This window comes from Cellulosimicrobium funkei, assembly GCF_004519295.1.
Classification (GTDB): Bacteria; Actinomycetota; Actinomycetes; order Actinomycetales; family Cellulomonadaceae; genus Cellulosimicrobium; species Cellulosimicrobium funkei.
In genome coordinates, this window is sequence record NZ_SOZH01000003.1 from 229,538 (window position 1) to 252,668 (window position 23,131).

Below are 23,131 nucleotides of genomic sequence, written 5' to 3' on the forward strand. Positions count from 1 at the left end.
TGAGCGGGGCATCCTAGGGAGGGGCACCCCGCGACGACCGGCTCCTGGCCGGTCGGAAGACTAGAGGCTGGAGATATGCGCAGAGCAAAGATCGTCTGCACCATCGGACCCGCGACCGAGTCGAAGGAGCAGCTCCGCGCGCTCGTCGACGCGGGCATGGACGTGGCGCGGATCAACCGCAGCCACGGCAGCGCCGAGGAGCACGCGGCCGTCTACCACGGCGTGCGCGAGGCCGCCGCCGAGTCGGGCCGCTCCGTGGCGGTCCTCGTCGACCTCCAGGGGCCGAAGATCCGTCTGGGCCGCTTCGCGGGCGACGAGAAGCACTGGCTCGAGGAGGGCGACACCTTCACGATCACGACCGAGGACGTCGTCGGCACCAAGGAGCTCGTCTCCACGACGCACAAGGGCCTGCCGGGCGACGCCCGCGTCGGCGACCCGATCCTCATCGACGACGGCAAGGTGCTCGTCCGCGTCACCGCCGTCGAGGGCCCGCGCGTCGTCACGCGCGTCGAGGTCGCCGGCCCGGTGTCGAACAACAAGGGCCTGAACCTCCCGGGTGTCGCGGTCTCCGTGCCGGCGCTCTCCGAGAAGGACCAGGACGACCTGCGCTGGGCCCTCAAGCTCGGCGCGGACATCATCGCGCTGTCGTTCGTGCGGTCCGCGAAGGACTTCGAGGACGTCAAGCGGATCATGGACGAGGAGGGCCGCACGGTCCCCGTCGTCGCCAAGATCGAGAAGCCGCAGGCCGTCGACAACCTCGCCGAGATCGTCGACGCGTTCGACGGCGTCATGGTCGCCCGCGGCGACCTCGCGGTCGAGCTCCCGCTGGAGCAGGTGCCGCTCGTCCAGAAGCGCATCGTCGAGCTCGCGCGTCGCAACGCGAAGCCCGTCATCGTCGCCACGCAGGTGCTCGAGTCCATGACGAACTCGCCGCGCCCGACGCGCGCCGAGGCGTCCGACTGCGCCAACGCCGTCCTCGACGGCGCCGACGCGGTCATGCTCTCGGGCGAGACGAGCGTGGGCGAGTACCCGATCCTCACGGTCCAGACGATGGCCCGGATCATCGAGGCGACGGAGGAGGCGGGCCGCGAGCGCATCGCGCCGCTCGGCTCGACGCCGCACACCCGCGGTGGCGCCATCACGCGCGCGGCGGCCGAGATCGGCGAGATCCTCGGTGCGAAGTACCTCGCGACGTTCACGCAGTCGGGCGACTCGGCGCGCCGCATGTCGCGCCTGCGCTCGTCCATCCCGCTGCTCGCGTTCACGCCGCGCGAGCACGTGCGCAACGTCCTGTCGCTCACGTGGGGCACGCAGACGTACCAGGTGCCCGAGGTGGAGAACACCGACGCGATGGTCGGCCAGGTCGACACGACCCTGCAGGCCAACGGCCTCGCCGAGGTCGGCGACCTCGTGGTCGTCGTCTCCGGCGCCCCCGTTGGCCAGCCGGGCACGACGAACTCGATCCTCGTGCACAAGATCGGCGACCACTCCGACACCCGGAACTGACGTCCGGAGCTCGCACCGGAGCTGACGCCGCGCGCCCGCCACGGGCGCTCGTGCTGCCCGACGGCGGCGCCCCCTGCGCGGGGGCGCCGCCGTCGGTCGTCCTGCGCGCTCGGGAAAGCCCGCGACACGGCCCCCGGCGCGCCCCTACCCTCGCGGGATGCGAGCCGTGCCTGCGTCCCTGGACCCCACGGTCGTGCGTCGGGTCGACGCGCGGCTGGACGCCGTCGTGCGCGACGAGGGCGTCGCGGTCCCGCTCGCGGTGGAGAGCGGCAGCCGGGCGTGGGGGTTCCCGTCGCCGGACTCGGACTACGACTGCCGCTTCGTGTACGTGCGCCCGGAGGCCGACTACCTCGACCCCTGGCCGCGGCGCGACGTCGTCGAGACGCCGCTCGACGCGGTGCTGGACGTCAACGGGTGGGACCTCGTCAAGGCCGTGCGGCTGCTCGTGCGCGGGAACGCGACGCTGCTGGAGTGGCTGCGCTCGCCGATCGTCTACCGCGGCGACCCCGCGTTCCGCGCGGACCTGCTCGCGCTCGCCGAGCGGGTCGTCGGCCGCGCCGCCGTGCGGCGCCACTACCTGCACGTCGCGCTGGGCCAGCGGGAGCGCTGGTGGACCGCGGACGACGTGCCGCTCAAGAAGCTCTTCTACGTCCTGCGCCCGGCCGCGACGCTGCGCTGGCTGCGCGTGCGGCCGGACGCCGTCCCGCCCATGCGCCTCGCGACGCTGCTCGACGAGGGCGAGGCACCGAGCGCGGTGGTGCAGGAGGCGTCCGGGCTCGTCGCGCTCAAGGCGGTCTCGCGCGAGATGGGCGCGGGCCCGGTCCCGGCCGTGCTCCGCCGGTTCGTCGACGACGAGCTCGCCGCCGCCTCGGCGGCCGCGACGGTGGCGGGAGCCGGGTCCCTGACGGCGCGTTCGGTGGCGGGGGATTTCTTCCGGTCGGCGGTCGCGCGGTACGGCCCGGCGGGGTCGCGTTCGACGGCGGCTGCGGGCGCGCCGGGCGTCGCGTCGGGGGAGTGGCGGTGACCGACGGGCGCGCGCCTCGCTCGAGCGAGCACGGCGGGTCGGCCCTACCCTCGCGTGGGTGACCAGCGACCAGATCGAGGACGTCGACCAGGACCTCTACGCGGCGGCGAGCGACCCCGACGCCGACGGCGCGGCGGCCGCCGCGCGCGAGGCGACCTTTCGTGCGCTCGTCGCGCGCCGCGACGCGCGCGAGACCGCGGAGGCGGCCGCCGGCGTCTGCGAGCAGGTCCATCAGGTGGCGGAGGCCGCCGAGCGCAGCGCGCAGGACGCGCTGAGGTCCGCGACCGTCGCGCACGCCGCCGCTCTCCTCGGCGACGAGGCGATCGCCCGGCAGGCGGCGCGCGACGCGAGCGCCGCCGCCCGGGAGGCCGCGCGCGAGGCGGTCGTGCTGGACGGGGCGCGGCCCGAGCTCTAGACGGCGTCGGTCCGTGCGCGGGGCCCGTCGCCCGTCCGCCCCGTCCCGAGTCCCGCGGCGCCGCTCGTCCTCGCCCTCTACCCTGGGCCCAGCGCTCGGCGACCGCTCGGTGCTGACCATCCAGCCACCGGTCGACGGTGGGAGAGCGAGGTCCGTCGTGCCCCGAGCGCACCGGCGCGGGCGCTCCTCGGGGGGCACGGTCCTTCCGGCCCTCCAGGAGCGCTACGACCTGATCGACGGGGTGCGGGTGTACTCCGTCGTCGCGGAGCCGCACCGGGCAGACCGCCCGGAGGGTCGGGCCGTACCCGCCGACGTGGTCCTCGTGCACGGGCTCGCGCTGTCGACGCGGTACCTGGAGCCGGGCGTCCGCCGGCTCGGGACGGACCGCCGCACCGCCGCCCTGGACCTGCCGGGCGTCGGGCGCAGCGGCCGACCGCCGCACCTGCCGTCGATGGCCGAGATGGCGGACGTCGTGGCCCGCTGGATGGACGGGCTCGGCATGACGGGCGCGGACGTCGTCGGGCACTCGTTGGGCTGCCAGATCGTCAGCCATCTCGCCGCGGAGCGGCCCGACCTGGTCCGGCGGGTCGTGCTCGTCGGCCCCTCCCGGGACCCGGAGCACCCCCGGTGGTGGCAGAGCGCGTGGCGCCTGCTCCTCGACGGCCCGCGCGAGAGGTGGTCGCTGCTGCCGATCGCCGTCGTGGACTACCTGCGTGCCGGTCCGGTCGCGGCGGTGCGGGCCCTGAAGCAGGCGCGCCGCGCCGAGGTCAGCCACCTGGTGCAGAGCATCACGCAGCCCGTCCTCGTGGTCGTCGGGGACCGCGACCCGCTCGTCTCGGGGACGTGGGCCCGCCGCCTCGTCGACGCGCTGCCCGACGGGCGGCTCGTCACGGTCCCGGGGGCTCCGCACGGGCTGCCGTACTCGAGCGTCGAGTCCTTCGTCGCGACGACGCGGGAGTTCCTCGACCGCGACGAGCCGTGACGTCGAGCACCGTACGCCTGCCGAGATGAGGGGTGCCCCGGGTGGGATTCGAACCCACACTGGATCGGGTTTGAGCCGAACGCCTCTGCCGGTTGGGCTACCGGGGCCGCGCGCGGAGGTGTCCAGCCGGGTTCCGCCGCGCGGGCACCATCGAACCACACGCGCGCGCCTTCACGAGAATCACACTCCTCGGAGGGTGAAACGCGGGGACGGCACCCGGTGCGGCGCACTACGATGAGTCCCGTGAGTGACCAGACAGCGCAGCCCGAGGACAAGCAGCCGCTCGACCTGCCCCCGATGATCGAGCCCGAGCCCGCCGCCACCCCCGCCCCGTCGGGTCGCGCCGCGCGCCGCGCCGTCGTCGCGGAGGACGAGGCCCTGATCCGTCTCGACGTCGTCGAGACGCTGCGGGACGCCGGGTTCGACGTCGTCGGCGAGGCCGGCGACGGTGCGACGGCGGTGAAGCTGGCGCTCGAGCTCAAGCCCGACGTCGTGGTCATGGACGTGAAGATGCCCGAGCTCGACGGCATCTCCGCGGCGGAGCAGATCGGCAAGGCGCACGCCGCCCCGGTCGTCCTGCTGACGGCGTTCTCGCAGGCGGAGCTCGTCGAGCGGGCGCGCGACGCCGGCGCCATGGCGTACGTCGTCAAGCCGTTCACCCCGGCTGACCTGCTGCCTGCGGTCGAGATCGCGATCTCGCGCTACTCGCAGATCTCGGCCCTCGAGTCCGAGGTGGCCGACCTCGCGGAGCGCTTCGAGACGCGCAAGCGCGTCGACCGTGCGAAGGGCCTGCTCATGACGAAGATGGGCCTGTCGGAGCCGGAGTCGTTCCGCTGGATCCAGAAGACGTCGATGGACCGCCGCCTCACGATGCGCGAGGTCGCGGACGCCGTCATCGAGCAGGTCGGCGGCGCCTGAGCCGCCCGCCACGCCCGGCGCGCCGCGCGGAGGTCCTGATCAGGACCTTTGTCACGGGGCTCCGGGCGGGCTATCGTCTTGGACTGGCGTCCAGCAGTTCCGGGGCGGTGAACACGGTCGCCACGTAGTGCTCATGTCGACGGCCGACGGTGCTGTCCGAGCGACGTGGACCTTCTCACGCCCCACGTCCCTCGGTGCCGCCGCCGGTCCCACGGTGCGAACGAGGAGGAGCGCAGTGCGCCCAGCAGTGGAGGTCAGGCCCGCGGTCGGTGACGACCTGCCGGGGATCGCTGTGCTGTGCTCGGAGGCACGCCGCGAGTCGGCGTCCGGGGCGCAGATCTGCGCGCCCGACGAAGACCGCCTGGTCCGGCACCTGTCGGTGCTGCTCACCCTGCCCGGCGGCAACGTGCTCGTCGCCCTGCACGACGGCCGCCCCGTCGGGTTCGTCCTGGCCCGCGTGCTCGACCCGCACCTGTTCGCGGACGAGCCGAGCCTGTACGTCGAGGCGGTGTACGTGGGGGAGGACGCCCGGCGCCGCGGCGTGGGTCACGCGCTCCTCAGCGCGACGGCCGAGCTCGCCGCGTCGTCCGGCGCGACGCACGTCTACTCCGTGCCCATCCCCGGTTCCCGAGGCGTGCAGCGCTTCCTCGCGCGACTGGGCTTCGGCCCGGTGGCCGGGCACCGCGTCGTCTCGACGGCGGTCCTGCAGCGCCGGCTCGCGGCCGACCTCACCCCGGCCCGCCGGGGCACGCGCTCCCTCGAGGACCTCATCGCGCGCCGTCGGCGCGCCCGCACCGAGACGATGTCGGGGCCGGTCGACCTGCGCGAGTTCCAGGCCGAGTACAACAGCCGCGCGGGCGTGGTGACGCCGGCCGACACGCGCGAGACCCTGCCCGGCTGAGCCGGGCTCTCGCGCCCTGCGGCCGGCGTCGCCCCGGTCAGCCCTGCGCGAGGATCATGCACGTGAGGCGCGCCGTGCACACGCGGCGCCCCTCGTCGTCGGACACGACGATCTCGTAGCTCGCCGTCGTGCGCCCGCGGTGCACCGCGACCGCCTCGCCGTGCACCCAGCCGTCGCGCACCCCCCGGTGGTGCGTCGCGTTCACCTCGATGCCCACGGCCGCGCGGCCGGGCCCGCCGTGCAGCTGCGCGGCGATGGACCCCAGCGTCTCGGCGAGGACGACGGACGCGCCCCCGTGCAGCAGCCCCGCGGGCTGCGTGTTGCCCGCCACGGGCATGCGTGCGGTGACACGGTCGGCTCCCACCTCGCCCAGCTCGATGCCCATGCGCTCGATGAGCGTCCCCTCGGTGCGCAGGCCCATCGCCTCGTAGGCGTGGCGCGGGGCGTCGGGTGTCGACGGCGTGGCGGGGGACGGCGTCCCGGTCCGGGCGGCGTTCTGGTCGGAACCGTGCGTGTGGGTCATGGGCGATAGGTTGGCACCCGTGACGACCTCCGCGCGACCTCGCCTCCTGCTCATCGACGGACACTCCATGGCCTACCGCGCGTTCTTCGCGCTCCCGGCGGAGAACTTCTCGACGACCACGGGGCAGCACACGAACGCGGTCTACGGGTTCACCTCGATGCTCATCAACCTCCTGCGGGACGAGGAGCCCACGCACGTCGCCGTCGCGTTCGACGCCGGGCGCCAGTCCTTCCGCACCGAGATCCTGCCCAGCTACAAGGGCACGCGGGAGTCCACCCCCAAGCCGTTCCGGGGCCAGGTGCCGCTCATCAAGGAGATCCTGGAGACGCTGCACATCCCGACGCTCGAGCGCGAGGGCTACGAGGCCGACGACATCTTCGCGACCCTCGCGACGCAGGGCGCCGCCGCCGGGATGGAGGTGCTCGTCTGCTCGGGGGACCGAGACTCGTTCCAGCTCGTCGGCCCGGACGTCACGGTGCTCTACCCGAAGAAGGGCGTCTCGGAGCTCGCGCGCATGGACAGCGCCGCCGTCGTCGAGAAGTACGGCGTGCCGCCCGAGCGCTACCCGGACCTCGCCGCCCTCGTCGGCGAGACGTCCGACAACCTGCCGGGCATCCCCGGCGTCGGCCCCAAGACGGCCGCCAAGTGGATCACGGCGTACGGCGACCTCGACGGCCTGCTGGACCACGCGGACGAGATCAAGGGCAAGGCGGGGGAGAACCTGCGGGCGCACCTCGACCAGGTCCGCCTCAACCGGCAGCTCAACGCGCTCCTGCGCGACCTCGAGCTGCCGGTCGGCCCCGACGACCTCGCGACGCGTCCCTGGGACCGCGAGGCCGCCCACCGCGTGCTCGACGCCCTGGAGTTCCGCGCCCTGCGCGACCGGCTCTTCGCGATCGCCCCCGAGGGCGAGGTCGAGGCCGAGGCGGGGTTCGACGTCGCGCTCGCCGACGTCCTGCCGGGGGGGCTGGGCGCCTGGCTGGCCGAGCACGGCACGCGCCCGCTGGGCGTCGAGGTGGCCGGCAAGGCCGTGCCCGGCGGCGGGGACGCGTGGGGCCTCGCGGTGTCCGACGACGCCGGGGCGGCCGTCGCGCTCGAGCTCGCCGACGTCGCGGGCGCCGACGACGAGGCGCTCGCCGCGTGGCTCGCCGACCCGGAACGGCCCAAGGTCCTGCACGGCGCGAAGTCGGCCTGGCACGAGCTCGCGGCGCGCGGCTACGACCTCGCGGGCGTCACGTTCGACACCGAGCTCGCCGCGTACCTGTGCCACCCCGACCAGCGGGGCTACGACCTGGGCGACCTCGTCGTGCGGCACCTGCACCGCGAGCTCCGCCCGGACACGGAGGCGGGCAACGACGCGCAGGGCGCGCTCGACCTCTCGCTCGACGGCAGCGGCGAGCAGGAGCGCGACGCGGTGCGCGCGCTCGCCGTCGCCCAGCTCGGCGAGGTCCTCGCGGGCGAGCTCGAGGACCGGGGGGCCACGACGCTCCTCGCCGGCCTCGAGCTGCCGCTGTCCCAGGTGCTCGCGCGCATGGAGCAGCGCGGCATCGCGGCGGACGTCACGTACCTGCGCGAGCTCGAGCAGCACTTCGGCGACCTCGTCGCGACCGCCGCGTCGGAGGCCTACGCCGTCATCGGACGCGAGGTGAACCTGGGCTCCCCGAAGCAGCTCCAGGAGGTGCTGTTCGACCAGCTCGGGATGCCCAAGACGAAGAAGATCAAGACGGGCTACACGACCGACGCGTCGGCGCTCGCGGACCTCTTCGTCAAGACGCAGCACCCGTTCCTCGAGCACCTGCTCGCCCACCGCGACGCGTCGCGGCTGCGCCAGACGGTCGAGGGGCTGCTGAAGTCCGTCGCCGACGACGGCCGCATCCACACGACGTTCCAGCAGACGATCGCGGCGACGGGCCGGCTCAGCTCGACCGACCCGAACCTCCAGAACATCCCGATCCGCACCGAGGCGGGCCGGCGCATCCGGCGCGCGTTCGTCGTCGGCGAGGGCTACGAGACGCTCATGACGGCCGACTACAGCCAGATCGAGATGCGCATCATGGCGCACCTCTCGGGCGACGAGGGTCTCATCGAGGCGTTCCGGTCCGGGGAGGACCTGCACTCCTACGTCGGGTCGCGCGTGTTCGAGGTCCCGGCGGCCGAGGTCACGCCCGCGATGCGCTCGAAGATCAAGGCGATGTCGTACGGCCTCGCGTACGGGTTGTCGGCGTTCGGGCTCTCGCAGCAGCTCACCATCGAGGTGGGCGAGGCCCAGAAGCTCATGGACGACTACTTCGAGCGCTTCGGCGGCGTGCGCGACTACCTCACGGGCGTCGTCGACGAGGCGCGGGCCACGGGCTACACGGCGACCATCCTCGGGCGCCGCCGTTACCTGCCCGACCTCACGAGCGACAACCGGCAGCGCCGCCAGATGGCGGAGCGCATGGCCCTCAACGCGCCGATCCAGGGCAGCGCGGCCGACATCATCAAGGTCGCGATGCTCAACGTGCAGCGGGCGCTCGACGAGCGCGGGCTGCGCTCACGGCTGCTCCTCCAGGTGCACGACGAGCTCGTGGTCGAGGTCGCCCACGGCGAGCGCGACGCCGTCGAGGAGGTGCTGCGCACGCAGATGGGCGCGGCGGCGGACCTCGACGTGCCGCTCGACGTCTCGGTCGGCGTCGGTGCCACGTGGCACGAGGCGGGTCACTGACCCGGGCGCGTCAGCCCGGGAGGCGCGTGCGGAAGATCGCCGTCCCGGGCAGGTAGGCGCCACGCACCGGTCCCCAGCCGCCCCACACCTCGGTGTTGTCGGCGGGCCACTCGGGCTCGACGACGTCGCGCAGCTCCAGCCCGGCGGCGACCACCTCGCGCACGTGGTCGCCCAGGGTGCGGTGGTACTCGGCGTAGACGACACGGCCGGCGGCGTCGGTCTCGACGTAGGGCCGGCGGTCGAAGTAGGACCGGTTCGCGGTCAGCCCGCGCTCGCTCGGGTCGTCGGGGAACGCCCACCGCATCGGGTGCGTCACCGAGAACGTCCACGTGCCGCCGGGCCGCAGCACGCGTGCGACCTCGCGGTGGACGGCCGCCGCGTCGGGCACGAACGGGATCGCGCCGAACGAGGTGAACGCGACGTCGAACGTGGCGTCGGCGAACGGGAGCCGGCGCGCGTCGGCCTGGACGGCCGGGACGCGCACGCCCGTCGCCCGGTCCAGCGCCGCCCCCGCGGCGAGCATGCCGCCGGACACGTCCGTCGCGACGACCTCCGCTCCCTGCGTCTCGAGCCAGCGCGAGCACTGTGCCGCGCCCGCGCCGACCTCGAGCACCCGGCGTCCCGCGACGTCGCCGAGCAGACGCGCGTCCCGCTCGCGCAGGCCCTCCGGGCACCAGCAGAAGTCCGCCGCGCCGAGGAAGGTCCCGTGCTCGTGGAGGTACTCCTGCGCGTTGGCGTCCCACCACCCGCGGCCGGCGCGGCCGCCCTCGGTCGCGGGCACGTCGCGGTAGCCGGCGTCGGCGGTCGGACCGGGGGCCGCGCCGGAGGGCGCGACGACGGGCGGCTCGGGCGAGGAGGGCGCACTCATGCCTCCCATTCTCCCGGTCCCCGCCGCACGGCCCGTCCGGTCGGGACCTTGGTCGTCGGCGTGCCCGCGGACCGGGACGGGCGATGACCCGTCGCGCGGGGGTGGCTAGGGTTGAGGGCGACGCGGTGCCGCGGAGGTCGGCACCTCCGTCGACGCCCGGCATGCGCGCGAGGCCGCGCGACGCGACGACGAGACGGAGGAACAGGTGCGCATCGGACTTCTCACCGGCGGGGGCGACTGCCCCGGGCTGAACGCGGCGATCCGGGCCGTGGTCAAGCAGGGGACGGGGGAGTACGGGCACACCATCATCGGCTTCCGCAACGGCTGGCGCGGCGTCGTCGACGGCGACGTCCACCCGCTCGGCCGCCAGGACATCCGGAACGTCCTGCCCGTGGGCGGCACGCTGCTCGGCACGGCGCGGTTCCACCCGCGCGAGGAGGACGGCAGCATGGACGCCGTGCTCGCGACGGTCGAGGCCGAGCACCTCGACGCGCTGATCTGCATCGGCGGCGACGGCACGCTGCACGCGGCAAGCCGTGTCGCGGAGGCGGGCGTGAAGATCGTCGCCATCCCCAAGACGATCGACAACGACGTCGAGGGCACGGACCTGTCGATCGGGTTCCACACCGCCGTGAACATCGCGACGGAGGCGCTCGACCGCGTGCACACGACTGCGGAGAGCCACAACCGCGTCATGGTGGTCGAGGTCATGGGCCGCCACGCCGGCTGGATCGCGGTCAACGCGGGCATCGCCGGCGGCGCCGAGGTCGTGCTCGCGCCGGAGCAGCCGTTCGACATCGACCAGGTCGTGAAGTTCCTCCGCCACCGGCACCGCGCGCACGCGAACTTCTCGATCGTCGTCGTGGCCGAGGGCGCCGTGCCGCGCGAGGGGTCGTCGATGGAGTTCACGCAGCAGCTCGGCCGGTTCGGGGAGATCGTCGCCGGCTCGATCGGGGAGCGGGTGAGCGCCGAGATCGCGGAGCGCACCGGGTTCGACACCCGGCTCACGGTCCTCGGCCACGTGCAGCGCGGGGGCGAGCCCACGCCGACCGACCGGATCCTCGGCAGCCGCTTCGGCGTCGCGGCCGTGGACGCCGTGAGCGCGGGGACGTCGGGCGTCATGACGGCGCTGCGGGGCGAGCGGGTCGAGCTCGTGCCGCTCGCGGAGGTCGCGGGCCGGCCCAAGCGGGTCCCGGACGAGCTGCTGCGGGTCGCCCGCGTGCTCGCGTGACGCGGAACGGGTAGCCGGGACGCCCCGGCGGGCCGCGCGAGACGCGTTGACCGCCGGGGTGACACCCGGATAAGGTGGACGGCGGTGCGCTGCGCCTGCCTGCATCCCGAGCCACGACGTCGACCACGACGCCGGAGCGTCCAGGGGCGTCGGCTGGAGACGCGCCGAAAACCCTACCCGCTCGACTACACCTGTCCGCATCGGAGCATCGAACTCAATGACCATCTCTACCCCCGCGAAGTCCGCACCCCAGGTTGCCGTCAACGACATCGGCACCGAGGAGGACTTCCTCGCCGCCGTTGACGCGACCATCAAGTACTTCAACGACGGCGACATCGTCGAAGGCACGATCGTCAAGGTGGACCGCGACGAGGTCCTCCTCGACATCGGCTACAAGACCGAGGGCGTCATCCCCTCCCGCGAGCTGTCCATCAAGCACGACGTGGACCCCGGTGAGGTCGTCAACGTCGGCGACGCGGTCGAGGCCCTCGTCCTCCAGAAGGAGGACAAGGAAGGCCGTCTGATCCTGTCCAAGAAGCGCGCCCAGTACGAGCGCGCCTGGGGCACGATCGAGAAGATCAAGGAGGAGGACGGCGTCGTCACCGGCACCGTCATCGAGGTCGTCAAGGGTGGTCTCATCCTCGACATCGGCCTGCGTGGCTTCCTCCCGGCCTCCCTGGTGGAGATGCGTCGCGTCCGCGACCTCCAGCCGTACGTCGGCAAGGAGATCGAGGCGAAGATCATCGAGCTCGACAAGAACCGCAACAACGTCGTCCTCTCGCGCCGTGCCTGGCTCGAGCAGACGCAGTCCGAGGTCCGCTCCACCTTCCTGCAGACCCTGCAGAAGGGCCAGGTGCGCCCCGGTGTCGTCTCCTCGATCGTCAACTTCGGTGCGTTCGTGGACCTCGGCGGCGTCGACGGCCTCGTGCACGTCTCCGAGCTGTCCTGGAAGCACATCGACCACCCGTCCGAGGTCGTCGAGGTCGGCCAGGAGGTCACGGTCGAGGTCCTGGACGTCGACTTCGACCGCGAGCGCGTCTCGCTGTCGCTGAAGGCGACGCAGGAGGACCCGTGGCAGACGTTCGCCCGGACCCACGCGATCGGTCAGGTCGTCCCGGGCAAGGTCACCAAGCTCGTCCCGTTCGGTGCGTTCGTGCGCGTCGAGGACGGCATCGAGGGCCTCGTGCACATCTCGGAGCTGGCCGTGCGCCACGTCGAGCTGCCGGAGCAGGTCGTCAACGTCGGTGACGAGGTCTTCGTCAAGGTCATCGACATCGACCTCGAGCGCCGCCGCATCTCGCTGTCGCTCAAGCAGGCCAACGAGGGCGTGGACCCGGAGTCGGACGACTTCGACCCCGCGCTCTACGGCATGGCCGCCGAGTACGACGAGCAGGGGAACTACAAGTACCCCGAGGGCTTCGACCCGGAGACCAACGAGTGGCTCGAGGGCTTCGAGGCGCAGCGCGAGGCGTGGGAGGCGGAGTACGCCAAGGCGCACGAGCGCTGGGAGGCACACCGCAAGCAGGTCGCGGAGGCCGTCAAGGCCGACTACGACGCCGCGTCGGGCGAGACGACGAGCTCCTCGAGCTCGTCGTCCTCCAGCACGTCCTACTCGTCGGCCCCGGCCGCCGAGGCGACGGGCACGCTCGCGTCGGACGAGGCGCTCGCCGCGCTCCGCGAGAAGCTCACGGGCAACTGACCCGGCCGGCGGCCCCGCGCGGGACGCCACGCTGAGCAGACGAAGGCCCGCCACCCCTCGGGGTGGCGGGCCTTCGCCATGCCCGGAACGTGCCCGGGCACTCACGGCGCCGACCAGGTGGTCCTGGTCCGTCAGCGTCCGCGGACGAGCCGGGACCGCCTGGTCGACGGCCCGGGGCGGCCTGCTCGGCGGTCGGGCCGTCAGGCCGTCGCCGGCTCGGGGGCCGGGAGGGTGGCCGGGTCGGTGCCCGACGACGCGGGCGAGTCGGCGAACTGCGTCCGGTAGAGCGTGGCGTAGCGCCCGCCACGAGCCAGGAGCTCGGTGTGCGTGCCCGTCTCGACGACGTGGCCGGCGTCGAGCACGACGATGAGGTCGGCCTCGCGGACGGTGGAGAGGCGGTGCGCGATGACGAGCGAGGTCCGGCCGCGCAGCGCCTCGGCGAGCGCGGCCTGGACCGCCGCCTCGGAGTCCGAGTCGAGGTGCGCCGTCGCCTCGTCGAGGACGACGAGCTGAGGGGCCTTGAGGAACACCCGGGCGATCGCGAGGCGCTGCCGCTCGCCGCCGGACATCCGGTAGCCGCGGTCGCCCACGACGGTGCCCATGCCGGACGGCAGGGCGGCGACGACGTCCCACACGTGCGCGCGCCGCAGCGCGGACTCGAGCTCGGCGTCGGTCGCGTCGGGCTTGGCGTACCGCAGGTTCTCCGCGATCGAGTCGTGGAACAGGTGCGCCTCCTGCGTGACCACGCCGACGGCGTCGTGCAGGCTCTCCTGCGTGACGTCGCGCAGGTCGCGACCGGCGATCCGGACGTGGCCGGCGCTCGGGTCGTACATGCGCGTCACGAGCTGCGACACGGTGGTCTTGCCCGCGCCGGACGACCCGACGAGCGCGACCATCGCGCCCGCGGGCACGGAGAACGAGACGTCGTGGAGCGTGTCGGTGGTCGGGTCGGTGCCCTCGACGGCCACGGACTCGAGCGACGCGAGGGAGACCTCGGCCGCGCTCGGGTAGCGGAAGGTCACGCCGTCGAGCTCGAGGCTCGCGCCCTCGCGCGCGACGTCTGCGGCGAGGTCGTCGGCGTCGGGGGCGTCCGTGACGGTGGGCTCGAGGTCGAGCACCTCGAGCACGCGCTCGAAGCTGACGAGCGCCGTCATGACGTCGACCTGGACGTTCGACATGGCCGTGAGGGGGCCGTAGAGGCGGCCCAGGTAGGCGGTCAGCGCGACGACGGTGCCGACGGTGAGCGAGCCCGAGATGGCCATGACGCCACCGAGGCCGTAGACGATCGCGACGGCGACGGACGCGACGACGGTCAGCCCGACGCGGAACACGGTCCCGTACATGGCCTGGCGGACCCCGATGTCGCGGACCCGTCGTGCCTGGGCGGCGAACCGGGACGACTCGCGGTCGGGGTCGCCGAACACCTTGACGAGGTGGGCGCCCGCCACGTTGAAGCGCTCGTTCATCGTCTGCGCCGCCTCGGCGTTGAGCTCGTAGCTCTCCCGCGTGATCGCGGCGAGGCGCTTGCCGACCCAGCGGGCGGGCAGGACGAACGCGGGCAGGAGGGTGAGCGCGAGGAGCGTCAGCTGCCACGACATCGAGAGCATCGCGGCGAGCACGAACACGACGGTGAGCAGGTTGGAGAACACGTTCGACAGGGTCGACGTGAACGCCTGCTGGGCGCCGAGGACGTCGCCGTTGAGCCGCTGGACGAGCGCACCGGTGCGCGTCCGGCTGAAGAAGGCGAGCGGCATGCGTTGGACGTGGTCGAAGACGGCGGTGCGCAGGTCGACGATGAGCCCCTCGCCGATGCGGGAGGAGAACCAGCGCTGCGCGACGCCGAGCGCGCCGGAGAGCACGGCGAGGCCGGCGGCGACCGCCGAGAGCGCGACGACGAGGCCGACGTCGCCGGCGGTGATGCCGTCGTCGATGATGCGCTGGAAGAGGAGCGGGGTGACCGCACCGGCGGCGGCGTCGACGGAGATGAGCACGAGGAACGCGGCGAGCTGGCGCCGGTAGGGCCGGGCGAACGTGAGCACCCGGCGGATCGTGCCGCGGTGCAGCCGTCGGGAGGTGACGGAGGCGTCCTGGCGGAAGGAGCGCATGCCGCGCCCGCCGCCGGCGCCGGGAAGGGATGAGGGGAAGGACATGGGGCCTCCTGGGTGGGGGAGGGGCGCGTCGTCCGCGGCGGCGGTGGCCGTCCGGCGGGCGCGGTCCGAGGATCGCTCGCGCGACAACGATAGTGAGTCTAACTCACAATGAGCCGATACCACAAGTGGGCCCGGTCCCGGTACGCTCGGCCTCGTGACGACCGACGCGAGCCAGCCTGCCACGCCGGGCGCAGCCCCGGGCGGCCGAGCCACCTCCACCGACGAGGCGGGGGAGTTCCTCGCGCTCCTGCACGCCGCGCTGCGCAGCGTGCGCCGCGAGGCGAGCGAGCGGCTCGAGCCCGCGGGCACGACGCCCGGCCAGTTCCGGATGCTGCGCTTCCTCTCCCGCTGCGACGGCCCGTGCCGGCTCGGCGCGGTGGCGTCGGCGCTCGACGTCGCGCCGCGCTCGGTCACCTCGAAGGTGGACGACGCCGAGCAGGCCGGTCTCGTGCGCCGCACACCCGACCCGCAGGACCGTCGGGCCACGCTCGTCGAGCTGACGCCGCGCGGGCGCGAGGTCGTCGAGCAGGTCGGGGCGGAGAGGTCGTCGAGCGCGGGCACCCTGCTGGCCCGCCTGGACGCGCACGAGCGCGCCGAGCTGCTCCGGCTGCTGCGCGCGGTCGCGGGCGAGCGGCCCGACGACGGCGAAGCGGCCGAAGGCTCCCCGCGGGCGGGTTCCTCCCGCTGAGCGGTGGCCGCACGTGGGGCCACCTCACCTCCCGACGCGGGGCGGTGCGCCGGCTGGCAGGATGGGACGCATGTTTCGCATCGGCCTGACCGGAGGAATGGCGGCGGGGAAGTCCGTCGCGCTCGCCCGCTTCGCCGAGCTGGGCGCGGTGGTCGTCGACTACGACGCCCTCGCGCGCGACGCCGTCGCGCCCGGCACCGTCGGCCTCGACGAGGTGGTCGAGGCCTTCGGGCCCGAGGTTCTCGGTGAGGACGGCGCGCTCGACCGGCCCGCGCTCGGACGCGTGGTGTTCGGGGACGACGCCGCGCGTGAGCGGCTCAATGCGATCGTGCACCCCGAGGTGCGCCGGCTCGCCGCCGAGCGCGAGGCCGCGGCCGGTGCGGCCGACCCGCGGGCCGTCGTCGTGCACGACATCCCGCTCCTCGTCGAGACGGGCGACCCGGCGCGGTTCCACTGCGTCGTGGTCGTGCACACGCCCGAGGACGTCCGGGTGGACCGCCTCGTGACCTCGCGCGGGCTGAGCGAGGACGAGGCGCGCGCGCGGCTCGCCGCCCAGGCCGACGACGCGGCGCGCCTCGCGGCCGCGGACGTCACTCTCGACGGCTCGGGCGAGCCCGACGCGCTGCGTGCGCAGGTCGACGCGCTCTGGGCGCGCGTGCGCGCGGAGGTCGACGCGGAGGTGCTCGCGGAGCTCGAGGAGCGCGAGGCGTGACGGTCGTGGTGAGCGGCTTCGAGCCCTTCGGCGGCGACGCGACGAACCCGTCGTGGGAGACCGCCCAGCTCCTCGCCGAGCGCGGTGAGGAGCTCGTGGGGGACCGCGTGGTCGCCGTCCGGCTCCCCGTGACGTTCGCCGGGGCGTGGCCCGCGCTCGACGCCGTCGTCCGGGAGCACGACCCGGAGGTCGTCGTGGCGCTGGGGCTCGCGGGCGGCGACGGGCGCGTGCGCCTCGAGCGCGTGGCCGTCAACGTGCGCGACGCCCGGATCCCCGACAACGCCGGGGCGCAGCCGGTCGACGTGCCCGTCGTGCCGGGGGCGCCCGTCGGGCACTGGTCCACGCTCCCGCTCAAGGCGTCGCTCGTCGCCGTCCGGGAGGCCGGCGTCCCCGTGGAGGTCTCCGGGACGGCCGGCACCTACGTGTGCAACGACGTGTTCTACGCCCTCATGCACCACTGGGGCTCCGTGCCGGGCCGCCGTGCGGGCTTCGTGCACGTGCCCGACGCCGGCGCGGTGCCCGTCGAGGACCAGGTGACCGCCGTCGCGGCCGTCGTGCGGCAGGCGCTCCTCGGCGCCCCCGAGCCGCGGGTCGCCGCGGGCACCGAGAGCTGAGCGGGCGCCCGGGGGCAGGCAGGTCGCCCTGCCGGCCCCCGGGCGTCGCGGACCGTCAGCCCGCCGCGCGGCGCCGGGTGACGACCACGAGCAGGGCCGCGCCCCCGGCGAGCAGGAGCGCCGCCAGCACGGCGAGCACGACGACCGAGGAACCGGTCGAGGCCAGCCCGCCCCCCGGCGTCGGCTCGCTGCTGGGGGGCGCCGACGGCATCGGGTCCGTGCTCGCCACGGGCGTCGCCTCCGGAGCGGGCGTGCTCTCCGCGGCGGGCTCGCCCGACACCTCGGCGCCGGGCGTCTGGGTGGTCGTCGAAGGCGTCGTCGTCTCGGTGCCACCTGGGGTCGGAGTCTCGGGAGTCTGCTCCGGCTTCGGCTCCGGCTCCGCGGCGACCGGGACCGGCTCGCACGGGCCCGCGAACGGGTAGTTGTGGTGCTCGATGCCGGCCCCTCCGGTGTACGCGACCGCGCCGTTCGCGAGGACGCGCCCGTTCGTCGACGTGGACACCGTGAGCGTCGCGTCGGCGCGCGGGACGACGATCGTGCCGGGGAACTGGTCGTTCGTGCCGAGCGCGACCTGCGTCGCGTCCGGGAACGCCCAGAGGAAGTGGGACGACAGGTACTGCGTCGCCTGGTAGAGGCGCACGCCGTCGTACGCGACGTACGCGAGGGACGGGATGCGCACCGTGGACCCGCTGACGCTGAGCAGCACCGGCCCGGTGCCCGTGACGTGCAGCTCGCGGAGCGATGCGGCACCCTCTGCCGTGAGCGCGTACCGCGCGCCCGCCTCGACGGTCAGGACGCCGTTCTCGGGGGCGACCTGCTCGGCGCCGTCGGTGGCGTCGGCGGCGATGCCGGCGACGAGCGCGGGGAGCTCGTCGTAGGGCGCGAGCGCCGCGTCCCGGCCGACGCCCTGGCGCACGGACCCGTGCGTGCCGAGCGCGTTCGCGCTCTCGGTGCTCGGCGCCGAGCCGGTGATCGCGCCGCCCACCACGACGTTGCCGCCGCGCGACGCGTGGAACCCGACCTGCGTGTTCCGCGCGGTGGCGAGGTCACCGCCGACGACGAGCATGTCGGTCCCGCCCGCGGGGGTGATCGCGGACCCGCCGCCGCCCGCGGTCCCGACGTTGAGGGAGCCGGCCCCCGTGAGGTCGGCGTCCTTGCCGACCACGACGCGGCCCTCGAGCTCGGTCGCGGTCGCGACGGTGAGCCCGCCGCCCGCCCAGATGCCGACGCCCGCGTCCTCCACCGCGGTGAGCTCGTACACGCCGACGGGGCGGGTCGTGGCGTCCGCGGAGCAGACGTCGTCGGCGTCGACGACGGGCGTCGCGCTCGCGGGCGCGACGAAGCCGGCGGACAGGACCAGGGTGGTGAGGGCGATCAGGGGGATTCCGCGGGGGCGCGCGGGGTGCAGGTGCATGAGGGCTCCAGGTCGAGGGGTCGTTGACGGTGCTGACGAGAGCTGCGTGCAGGCCTCCACGCCCGTGGCCGGCCGGTCACCGGAGCTCCACGGGCGTCGGGGAGCGGGCAGGTCGAGGGAACCCTAGGGGTTCGGCACCACGCCTTCCAAATTGCGCGCGGGTGAACTCGGGTGTATACGGTGCGCAGCCCGTCGAGCGCTCCCGCGAACGATGTGGGTGGCTGGACGTACCGTGGTCACATGCGTCCCGTGACCGATCTCCAGCGCGCCACCGCTCCGTTCGAGGTCATCTCCGAGTACCAGCCGTCGGGCGACCAGCCCACGGCCATCGCGGACCTCTCGCAGCGCGTCCGCGCGGGCGAGAAGGACGTCGTGCTGCTCGGCGCCACCGGTACGGGAAAGTCCGCCACGACGGCCTGGCTGATCGAGGAGCTGCAGCGCCCGACGCTCGTCATGGCTCCCAACAAGACGCTCGCCGCGCAGCTCGCCACGGAGTTCCGCGAGCTGCTGCCGAACAACGCGGTCGAGTACTTCGTCTCGTACTACGACTACTACCAGCCCGAGGCGTACATCGCGCAGACGGACACCTACATCGAGAAGGACTCGTCCATCAACGACGAGGTGGAGCGGCTGCGCCACTCCGCGACGAGCTCGCTCCTGACGCGCCGGGACGTCGTCGTCGTGGCGTCCGTGTCGTGCATCTACGGCCTGGGCACTCCGCAGGAGTACGTCGACCGGATGGTGCGCCTCGACGTCGGGATGCAGGTGGAGCGTGACGACCTGCTGCGGCAGTTCGTCACGATGCAGTACACGCGCAACGACATGGCGTTCACGCGCGGCACGTTCCGCGTGCGCGGCGACACGGTCGAGATCATCCCGGTCTACGAGGAGCTCGCGGTCCGTATCGAGTTCTTCGGCGACGAGATCGAGAGCATCCAGACGCTGCACCCCCTCACGGGGGAGGTCATCCGCTCCGAGCCGAGCATCCACGTGTTCCCCGCGACGCACTACGTCGCCGGCCCGGAGCGCATGGAGCGCGCGATCTCCTCGATCGAGGCCGAGCTCACGGAGCGGCTCGACGAGCTCGAGCGGCAGAACAAGCTGCTCGAGGCGCAGCGGCTGCGCATGCGCACCACCTACGACATCGAGATGATGCGCCAGATCGGCACGTGCTCCGGGATCGAGAACTACTCCCGGCACATCGACGGCCGCGAGGCGGGGTCGCCCCCGAACACCCTGCTCGACTACTTCCCGGAGGACTTCCTCCTCGTCATCGACGAGTCGCACGTGACCGTGCCGCAGATCGGCGCGATGTTCGAGGGGGACATGTCGCGCAAGCGCAGCCTGGTGGACCACGGGTTCCGCCTGCCGAGCGCGATGGACAACCGCCCGCTGCGGTGGGAGGAGTTCGTCGAGCGCATCGGCCAGACCGTGTACCTGTCGGCCACGCCGGGCGACTACGAGCTCTCGATGGCGGACGGCGTGGTCGAGCAGATCATCCGCCCCACAGGCCTCGTCGACCCCGAGGTGATCGTCAAGCCGACCACCGGCCAGATCGACGACCTCCTGCACGAGATCCGCGAGCGGGTCGACCGTGACGAGCGCGTGCTGGTCACGACGCTCACCAAGAAGATGGCCGAGGACCTCACGGACTACCTGCTCGAGAAGGACGTCCGGGTCCGCTACCTCCACTCCGAGGTCGACACGCTGCGCCGCGTCGAGCTGCTGCGCGAGCTGCGCCTCGGCGAGTACGACGTCCTCGTCGGCATCAACCTGCTGCGCGAGGGCCTCGACCTGCCCGAGGTCTCGCTCGTCGCGATCCTCGACGCCGACAAGGAGGGCTTCCTGCGCTCGCCCAAGTCGCTCATCCAGACGATCGGCCGCGCGGCCCGCAACGTGTCCGGCCAGGTGCACATGTACGCGGACCGGATCACGCCGGCGATGGCCGCGGCGATCGAGGAGACCGAGCGTCGCCGCGAGAAGCAGATCGCGTACAACACCGAGCACGGCGTCGACCCGACGCCGCTGCGCAAGCGCATCTCCGACGTGACCGACATGCTCGCGCGCGAGGACGTGGACACCGCCGAGCTCCTGGCCGGCGGCTACCGCCAGCCGGGCAAGGGTGCCAAGGGCAAGGCCCCGGTACCGGGCGGGCCGAAGGAGGGCGCGTCGTCGGGCAACCGGCTCGCGGGCGCCGCGGCGAGCGACCTCGCGGAGCTCATCCAGGAGCTGAGCGACCAGATGCACGCGGCCGCGGGCGAGCTCCAGTTCGAGCTCGCGGCCCGGCTGCGCGACGAGATCTCGGGGCTCAAGAAGGAGCTGCGCCAGATGCACGCCGCGACGGCCTGACCGGTCCTGGGGGGGGCCGGCCGGGCGTCGCCGCGGGCGCGCCCGCGGAACAGTCCACGGTGGCGTGGTGTTGTCACGCGTGCAGGAGCGATGGCCTATGCTGGCTCCTCAGCGAGGGGGAGTATTCCCACACGGTGATGTCGTCATCACGGTCGGCGCAGTCGTCGGCCCGGTGTCACCGGTCCCGCAACCACCAGCCCGCGTCTCGGACGCGCGCGCATGGCGGTGCGTGGCGGAAGAGACCTTCGGTACTCAGTGCTACGTACCGGAGGTTTCTGCATGGACGTCCCCGTCTGGGCCTGGCTCGTCACCATCGGCGTGATCCTCGCGATGCTCGCCGTCGACTACGTCGGCCACGTGCGCACGCCGCACGCCCCGAGCCTGCGCGAGGCCAGCTGGTGGTCCGCGGGCTACGTCGCCGTCGCGGTGCTGTTCGGCGGCATCGTCTGGGCCGTCTGGGGCTCGACGTACGGCGGCGAGTACTTCGCCGGCTACATCACCGAGAAGAGCCTGTCGGTCGACAACCTCTTCGTCTTCGTGCTCATCATGACGAGCTTCCGCGTCCCGCGGCTGTACCAGCAGAAGGTGCTGCTGATCGGCATCACGATCGCGCTCGTCCTGCGGACGGTCTTCATCCTCCTGGGCGCCGCCCTCATCGAGAACTTCAGCTGGATCTTCTACGTCTTCGGCGCGTTCCTGCTGTACACCGCGTGGACGCAGGTGAAGGCGGGCTCCGGTCACGACGAGGAGTTTCACGAGAACGGCGCGCTCAAGCTGACCCGCCGCCTGTTCCCGACGACGGAGACGTACGTCGAGGACAAGATGACGACCAAGATCGACGGGAAGCGCTTCATCACCCCGATGCTCATCGTCATGATCGCGATCGGCAGCGCCGACCTGCTGTTCGCCGTCGACTCGATCCCCGCGATCTTCGGCCTCACGCAGGAGACGTACCTCGTGTTCGCGGCCAACGCGTTCTCGCTGCTCGGCCTGCGCCAGCTCTACTTCCTCATCGACGGCCTGCTGGACCGCCTCGTCTACCTCGCCTACGGCCTCGCCGCGATCCTCGGCTTCATCGGCGTGAAGCTGCTCATCCACGCGCTGCACAAGAACGAGGTGCCGTTCATCAACGGCGGTGAGCACATCACCGTCATCCCGGAGATCCCGACCGCCCTGTCCCTCGGGTTCATCGTCGTCGTGCTCACGATCACCACGGTCGCGAGCCTTGCCAAGGACCGCGCCGACCGTCGACGCGAGGCCGAGATCTCGGAGGGCTAACCACCGATGGTTCACGAACTTCCCGTCTGGTTCGAGTGGGCGTCGCTGTCGGCGCTCGCCGTCCTGCTCCTCGTCGACCTGTTCGTCGTCGGGCGCCGGCCGCACGTCCCGTCCATGCGCGAGAGCGCGCTGTGGGTCGGGTTCTACGTCGCGCTCGCGCTCGTCTTCGGGGCGGTCGTCGGAGCGGTGGGGGGCGCGGCACCGGCCGGGGAGTTCTACGCCGGGTGGCTCACCGAGTACAGCCTTTCGGTGGACAACCTGTTCGTGTTCGTCATCATCATGGCGCGCTTCGCGGTCCCGCGGGAGCAGCAGCAGCGCGTCCTCATGGTCGGGATCATCGTCGCGCTCGTCCTGCGGGGAGGGTTCATCCTGGCGGGCGCGGCGATCATCTCGCAGTTCGTCTGGGTGTTCTACCTGTTCGGCGCGTTCCTCGTGTACACGGCGATCAAGCTCGTGGCGGGCGGCGACGAGCCCGAGGAGTACCACGAGAACCGCGCCGTCCGGGCGCTGCGCCGGGTCCTGCCGCTCGGCACCCGGTACGACGGCGGCCGGCTGCGCACGGTCGAGGACGGCAAGCGGGTGTTCACGCCGCTCGTCGTCGTGTTCCTCGCGATCGGCAGCACCGACCTGCTGTTCGCGTTCGACTCCATCCCGGCCATCTTCGGGCTCACGCAGGACCCGTTCATCGTCTTCACGACGAACGTCTTCGCCCTCATGGGGCTGCGCCAGCTCTACTTCCTGCTGGGCGGTCTGCTCGAGCGGCTGGTCTACCTGCCGATCGGCCTGGCCGTCATCCTCGGGTTCATCGGCGTCAAGCTCATCCTCGAGGCGCTGCACGAGAACACGCTGCCGTTCATCAACGGCGGCGAGCACCTCGAGGCGGTGCCGACGGTCCCCATCTGGCTCTCGCTCGTGGTGATCGTCGGGGCGCTCGCGGTCACGACCGTCGCGAGCCTGCTGCGCACCCGTGCGCTGCACGCACGGAGCGAGCCGGCGGACGGCGAGGAGCCCGGGACCGCGGCGTCGTCCACGGAGGACGTCACGGAGGACGCCACGGAGACCGTGACCGACGAGGCGCCCGCCGCGGGGGAGACCCCGCCGCAGAGCGGCGGGGTCCCTCGTGGGGGCGCCGCGCGCTAGCGCCCGGCCAGGAGG

General features: G+C 73.2%; 19 protein-coding genes and 1 tRNA gene. 15 read left to right on the forward strand and 5 right to left on the reverse strand.

Going from position 1 to position 23,131, the window contains the following annotated elements:
- Nucleotides 1-75: 75 nt before the first annotated feature.
- The 4 genes from pyk (at nucleotide 76) to E1O70_RS04055 (ending at nucleotide 3,927) form a co-directional block, all read left to right on the forward strand.
- Nucleotides 76-1,506 carry a pyruvate kinase gene (gene pyk, locus E1O70_RS04040; RefSeq protein ID WP_061267747.1) on the forward strand — a complete coding sequence of 477 codons (1,431 nt, stop codon included), beginning with the start codon at nucleotides 76-78 and terminating at the stop codon, nucleotides 1,504-1,506.
- 157 nt (nucleotides 1,507-1,663) lie between these two features.
- On the forward strand, nucleotides 1,664-2,530 hold the full coding sequence (locus E1O70_RS04045; protein WP_061267748.1) for a nucleotidyltransferase domain-containing protein: 867 nt from the start codon (nucleotides 1,664-1,666) through the stop codon (nucleotides 2,528-2,530).
- 58 nt (nucleotides 2,531-2,588) lie between these two features.
- Entirely contained in the window at nucleotides 2,589-2,945 is a 357-nt protein-coding gene (locus E1O70_RS04050) for a hypothetical protein (protein ID WP_061267749.1), read from the forward strand.
- A 157-nt stretch (nucleotides 2,946-3,102) separates the two neighbouring features.
- Nucleotides 3,103-3,927 carry an alpha/beta fold hydrolase gene (locus E1O70_RS04055; protein ID WP_061267750.1) on the forward strand — a complete coding sequence of 275 codons (825 nt, stop codon included), beginning with the start codon at nucleotides 3,103-3,105 and terminating at the stop codon, nucleotides 3,925-3,927.
- A gap of 33 nt (nucleotides 3,928-3,960) precedes the next feature.
- On the opposite strand, the gene E1O70_RS04060 is transcribed toward E1O70_RS04055, so the two are convergent.
- Nucleotides 3,961-4,034 (reverse strand) — tRNA-Leu (locus E1O70_RS04060).
- Between the two features lie 190 nt (nucleotides 4,035-4,224).
- On the opposite strand from E1O70_RS04060, the gene E1O70_RS04065 reads away from it, so the two are divergent.
- Complete coding sequence (locus tag E1O70_RS04065) at nucleotides 4,225-4,845, forward strand: ANTAR domain-containing response regulator (RefSeq protein ID WP_044144409.1); 621 nt, start codon at nucleotides 4,225-4,227, stop codon at nucleotides 4,843-4,845.
- A gap of 235 nt (nucleotides 4,846-5,080) precedes the next feature.
- Nucleotides 5,081-5,746, forward strand: a complete 666-nt coding sequence (locus E1O70_RS04070; protein WP_021482502.1) for a GNAT family N-acetyltransferase — start codon at nucleotides 5,081-5,083, stop codon at nucleotides 5,744-5,746.
- Nucleotides 5,747-5,783: 37 nt separating this feature from the next.
- Here E1O70_RS04070 and E1O70_RS04075 read toward each other — a convergent pair whose 3' ends face one another.
- Nucleotides 5,784-6,167: a hotdog fold thioesterase gene (locus tag E1O70_RS04075; RefSeq protein WP_043651213.1), complete on the reverse strand. Its 384-nt coding sequence runs from the start codon at nucleotides 6,165-6,167 to the stop codon at nucleotides 5,784-5,786.
- 100 nt (nucleotides 6,168-6,267) lie between these two features.
- Between E1O70_RS04075 and polA the strand changes: the two genes are divergently transcribed.
- The gene (polA, locus tag E1O70_RS04080; RefSeq protein WP_061267752.1) at nucleotides 6,268-8,973 is read left to right on the forward strand and encodes a DNA polymerase I; all 2,706 of its coding nucleotides are present in this window, start codon (nucleotides 6,268-6,270) and stop codon (nucleotides 8,971-8,973) included.
- Nucleotides 8,974-8,983: 10 nt separating this feature from the next.
- Here polA and E1O70_RS04085 read toward each other — a convergent pair whose 3' ends face one another.
- A complete protein-coding gene (locus tag E1O70_RS04085; RefSeq protein ID WP_082774455.1) occupies nucleotides 8,984-9,841 on the reverse strand; it encodes a class I SAM-dependent methyltransferase in 858 nt (285 codons plus the stop codon).
- A gap of 205 nt (nucleotides 9,842-10,046) precedes the next feature.
- Between E1O70_RS04085 and E1O70_RS04090 the strand changes: the two genes are divergently transcribed.
- Both E1O70_RS04090 and rpsA read left to right on the forward strand, forming a co-directional pair.
- A complete protein-coding gene (locus E1O70_RS04090; RefSeq protein WP_061267753.1) occupies nucleotides 10,047-11,072 on the forward strand; it encodes a 6-phosphofructokinase in 1,026 nt (341 codons plus the stop codon).
- Nucleotides 11,073-11,289: 217 nt separating this feature from the next.
- Nucleotides 11,290-12,771 carry a 30S ribosomal protein S1 gene (gene rpsA, locus E1O70_RS04095; RefSeq protein WP_021483115.1) on the forward strand — a complete coding sequence of 494 codons (1,482 nt, stop codon included), beginning with the start codon at nucleotides 11,290-11,292 and terminating at the stop codon, nucleotides 12,769-12,771.
- A gap of 200 nt (nucleotides 12,772-12,971) precedes the next feature.
- Here the strand turns inward: rpsA and E1O70_RS04100 are convergent, their stop codons facing one another.
- On the reverse strand, nucleotides 12,972-14,921 hold the full coding sequence (locus E1O70_RS04100; protein WP_061267754.1) for an ABC transporter ATP-binding protein: 1,950 nt from the start codon (nucleotides 14,919-14,921) through the stop codon (nucleotides 12,972-12,974).
- A 154-nt stretch (nucleotides 14,922-15,075) separates the two neighbouring features.
- Between E1O70_RS04100 and E1O70_RS04105 the strand changes: the two genes are divergently transcribed.
- From E1O70_RS04105 to E1O70_RS04115, 3 genes are all read left to right on the forward strand, one after another.
- Nucleotides 15,076-15,609 (forward strand): MarR family winged helix-turn-helix transcriptional regulator, encoded by a 534-nt coding sequence (locus tag E1O70_RS04105; protein WP_061267755.1) that lies wholly within the window; start codon nucleotides 15,076-15,078, stop codon nucleotides 15,607-15,609.
- A gap of 70 nt (nucleotides 15,610-15,679) precedes the next feature.
- Complete coding sequence (gene coaE, locus E1O70_RS04110; protein WP_061267756.1) at nucleotides 15,680-16,321, forward strand: dephospho-CoA kinase; 642 nt, start codon at nucleotides 15,680-15,682, stop codon at nucleotides 16,319-16,321.
- Complete coding sequence (locus tag E1O70_RS04115; RefSeq protein ID WP_061267757.1) at nucleotides 16,318-16,935, forward strand: pyroglutamyl-peptidase I; 618 nt, start codon at nucleotides 16,318-16,320, stop codon at nucleotides 16,933-16,935. The genes coaE and E1O70_RS04115 overlap by 4 nt, the downstream gene beginning before the upstream one ends.
- Nucleotides 16,936-16,990: 55 nt before the next feature.
- On the opposite strand, the gene E1O70_RS04120 is transcribed toward E1O70_RS04115, so the two are convergent.
- The gene (locus E1O70_RS04120) at nucleotides 16,991-18,349 is read right to left on the reverse strand and encodes a collagen-binding domain-containing protein (RefSeq protein WP_061267758.1); all 1,359 of its coding nucleotides are present in this window, start codon (nucleotides 18,347-18,349) and stop codon (nucleotides 16,991-16,993) included.
- Nucleotides 18,350-18,589: 240 nt separating this feature from the next.
- Between E1O70_RS04120 and uvrB the strand changes: the two genes are divergently transcribed.
- From uvrB to E1O70_RS04135, 3 genes are all read left to right on the forward strand, one after another.
- The gene (gene uvrB / locus E1O70_RS04125; RefSeq protein ID WP_031315536.1) at nucleotides 18,590-20,698 is read left to right on the forward strand and encodes an excinuclease ABC subunit UvrB; all 2,109 of its coding nucleotides are present in this window, start codon (nucleotides 18,590-18,592) and stop codon (nucleotides 20,696-20,698) included.
- 279 nt (nucleotides 20,699-20,977) lie between these two features.
- On the forward strand, nucleotides 20,978-21,976 hold the full coding sequence (locus tag E1O70_RS04130) for a TerC family protein (protein WP_061267759.1): 999 nt from the start codon (nucleotides 20,978-20,980) through the stop codon (nucleotides 21,974-21,976).
- Between the two features lie 6 nt (nucleotides 21,977-21,982).
- The gene (locus tag E1O70_RS04135; RefSeq protein ID WP_082774456.1) at nucleotides 21,983-23,116 is read left to right on the forward strand and encodes a TerC family protein; all 1,134 of its coding nucleotides are present in this window, start codon (nucleotides 21,983-21,985) and stop codon (nucleotides 23,114-23,116) included.
- Nucleotides 23,117-23,131 lie beyond the last annotated feature (15 nt).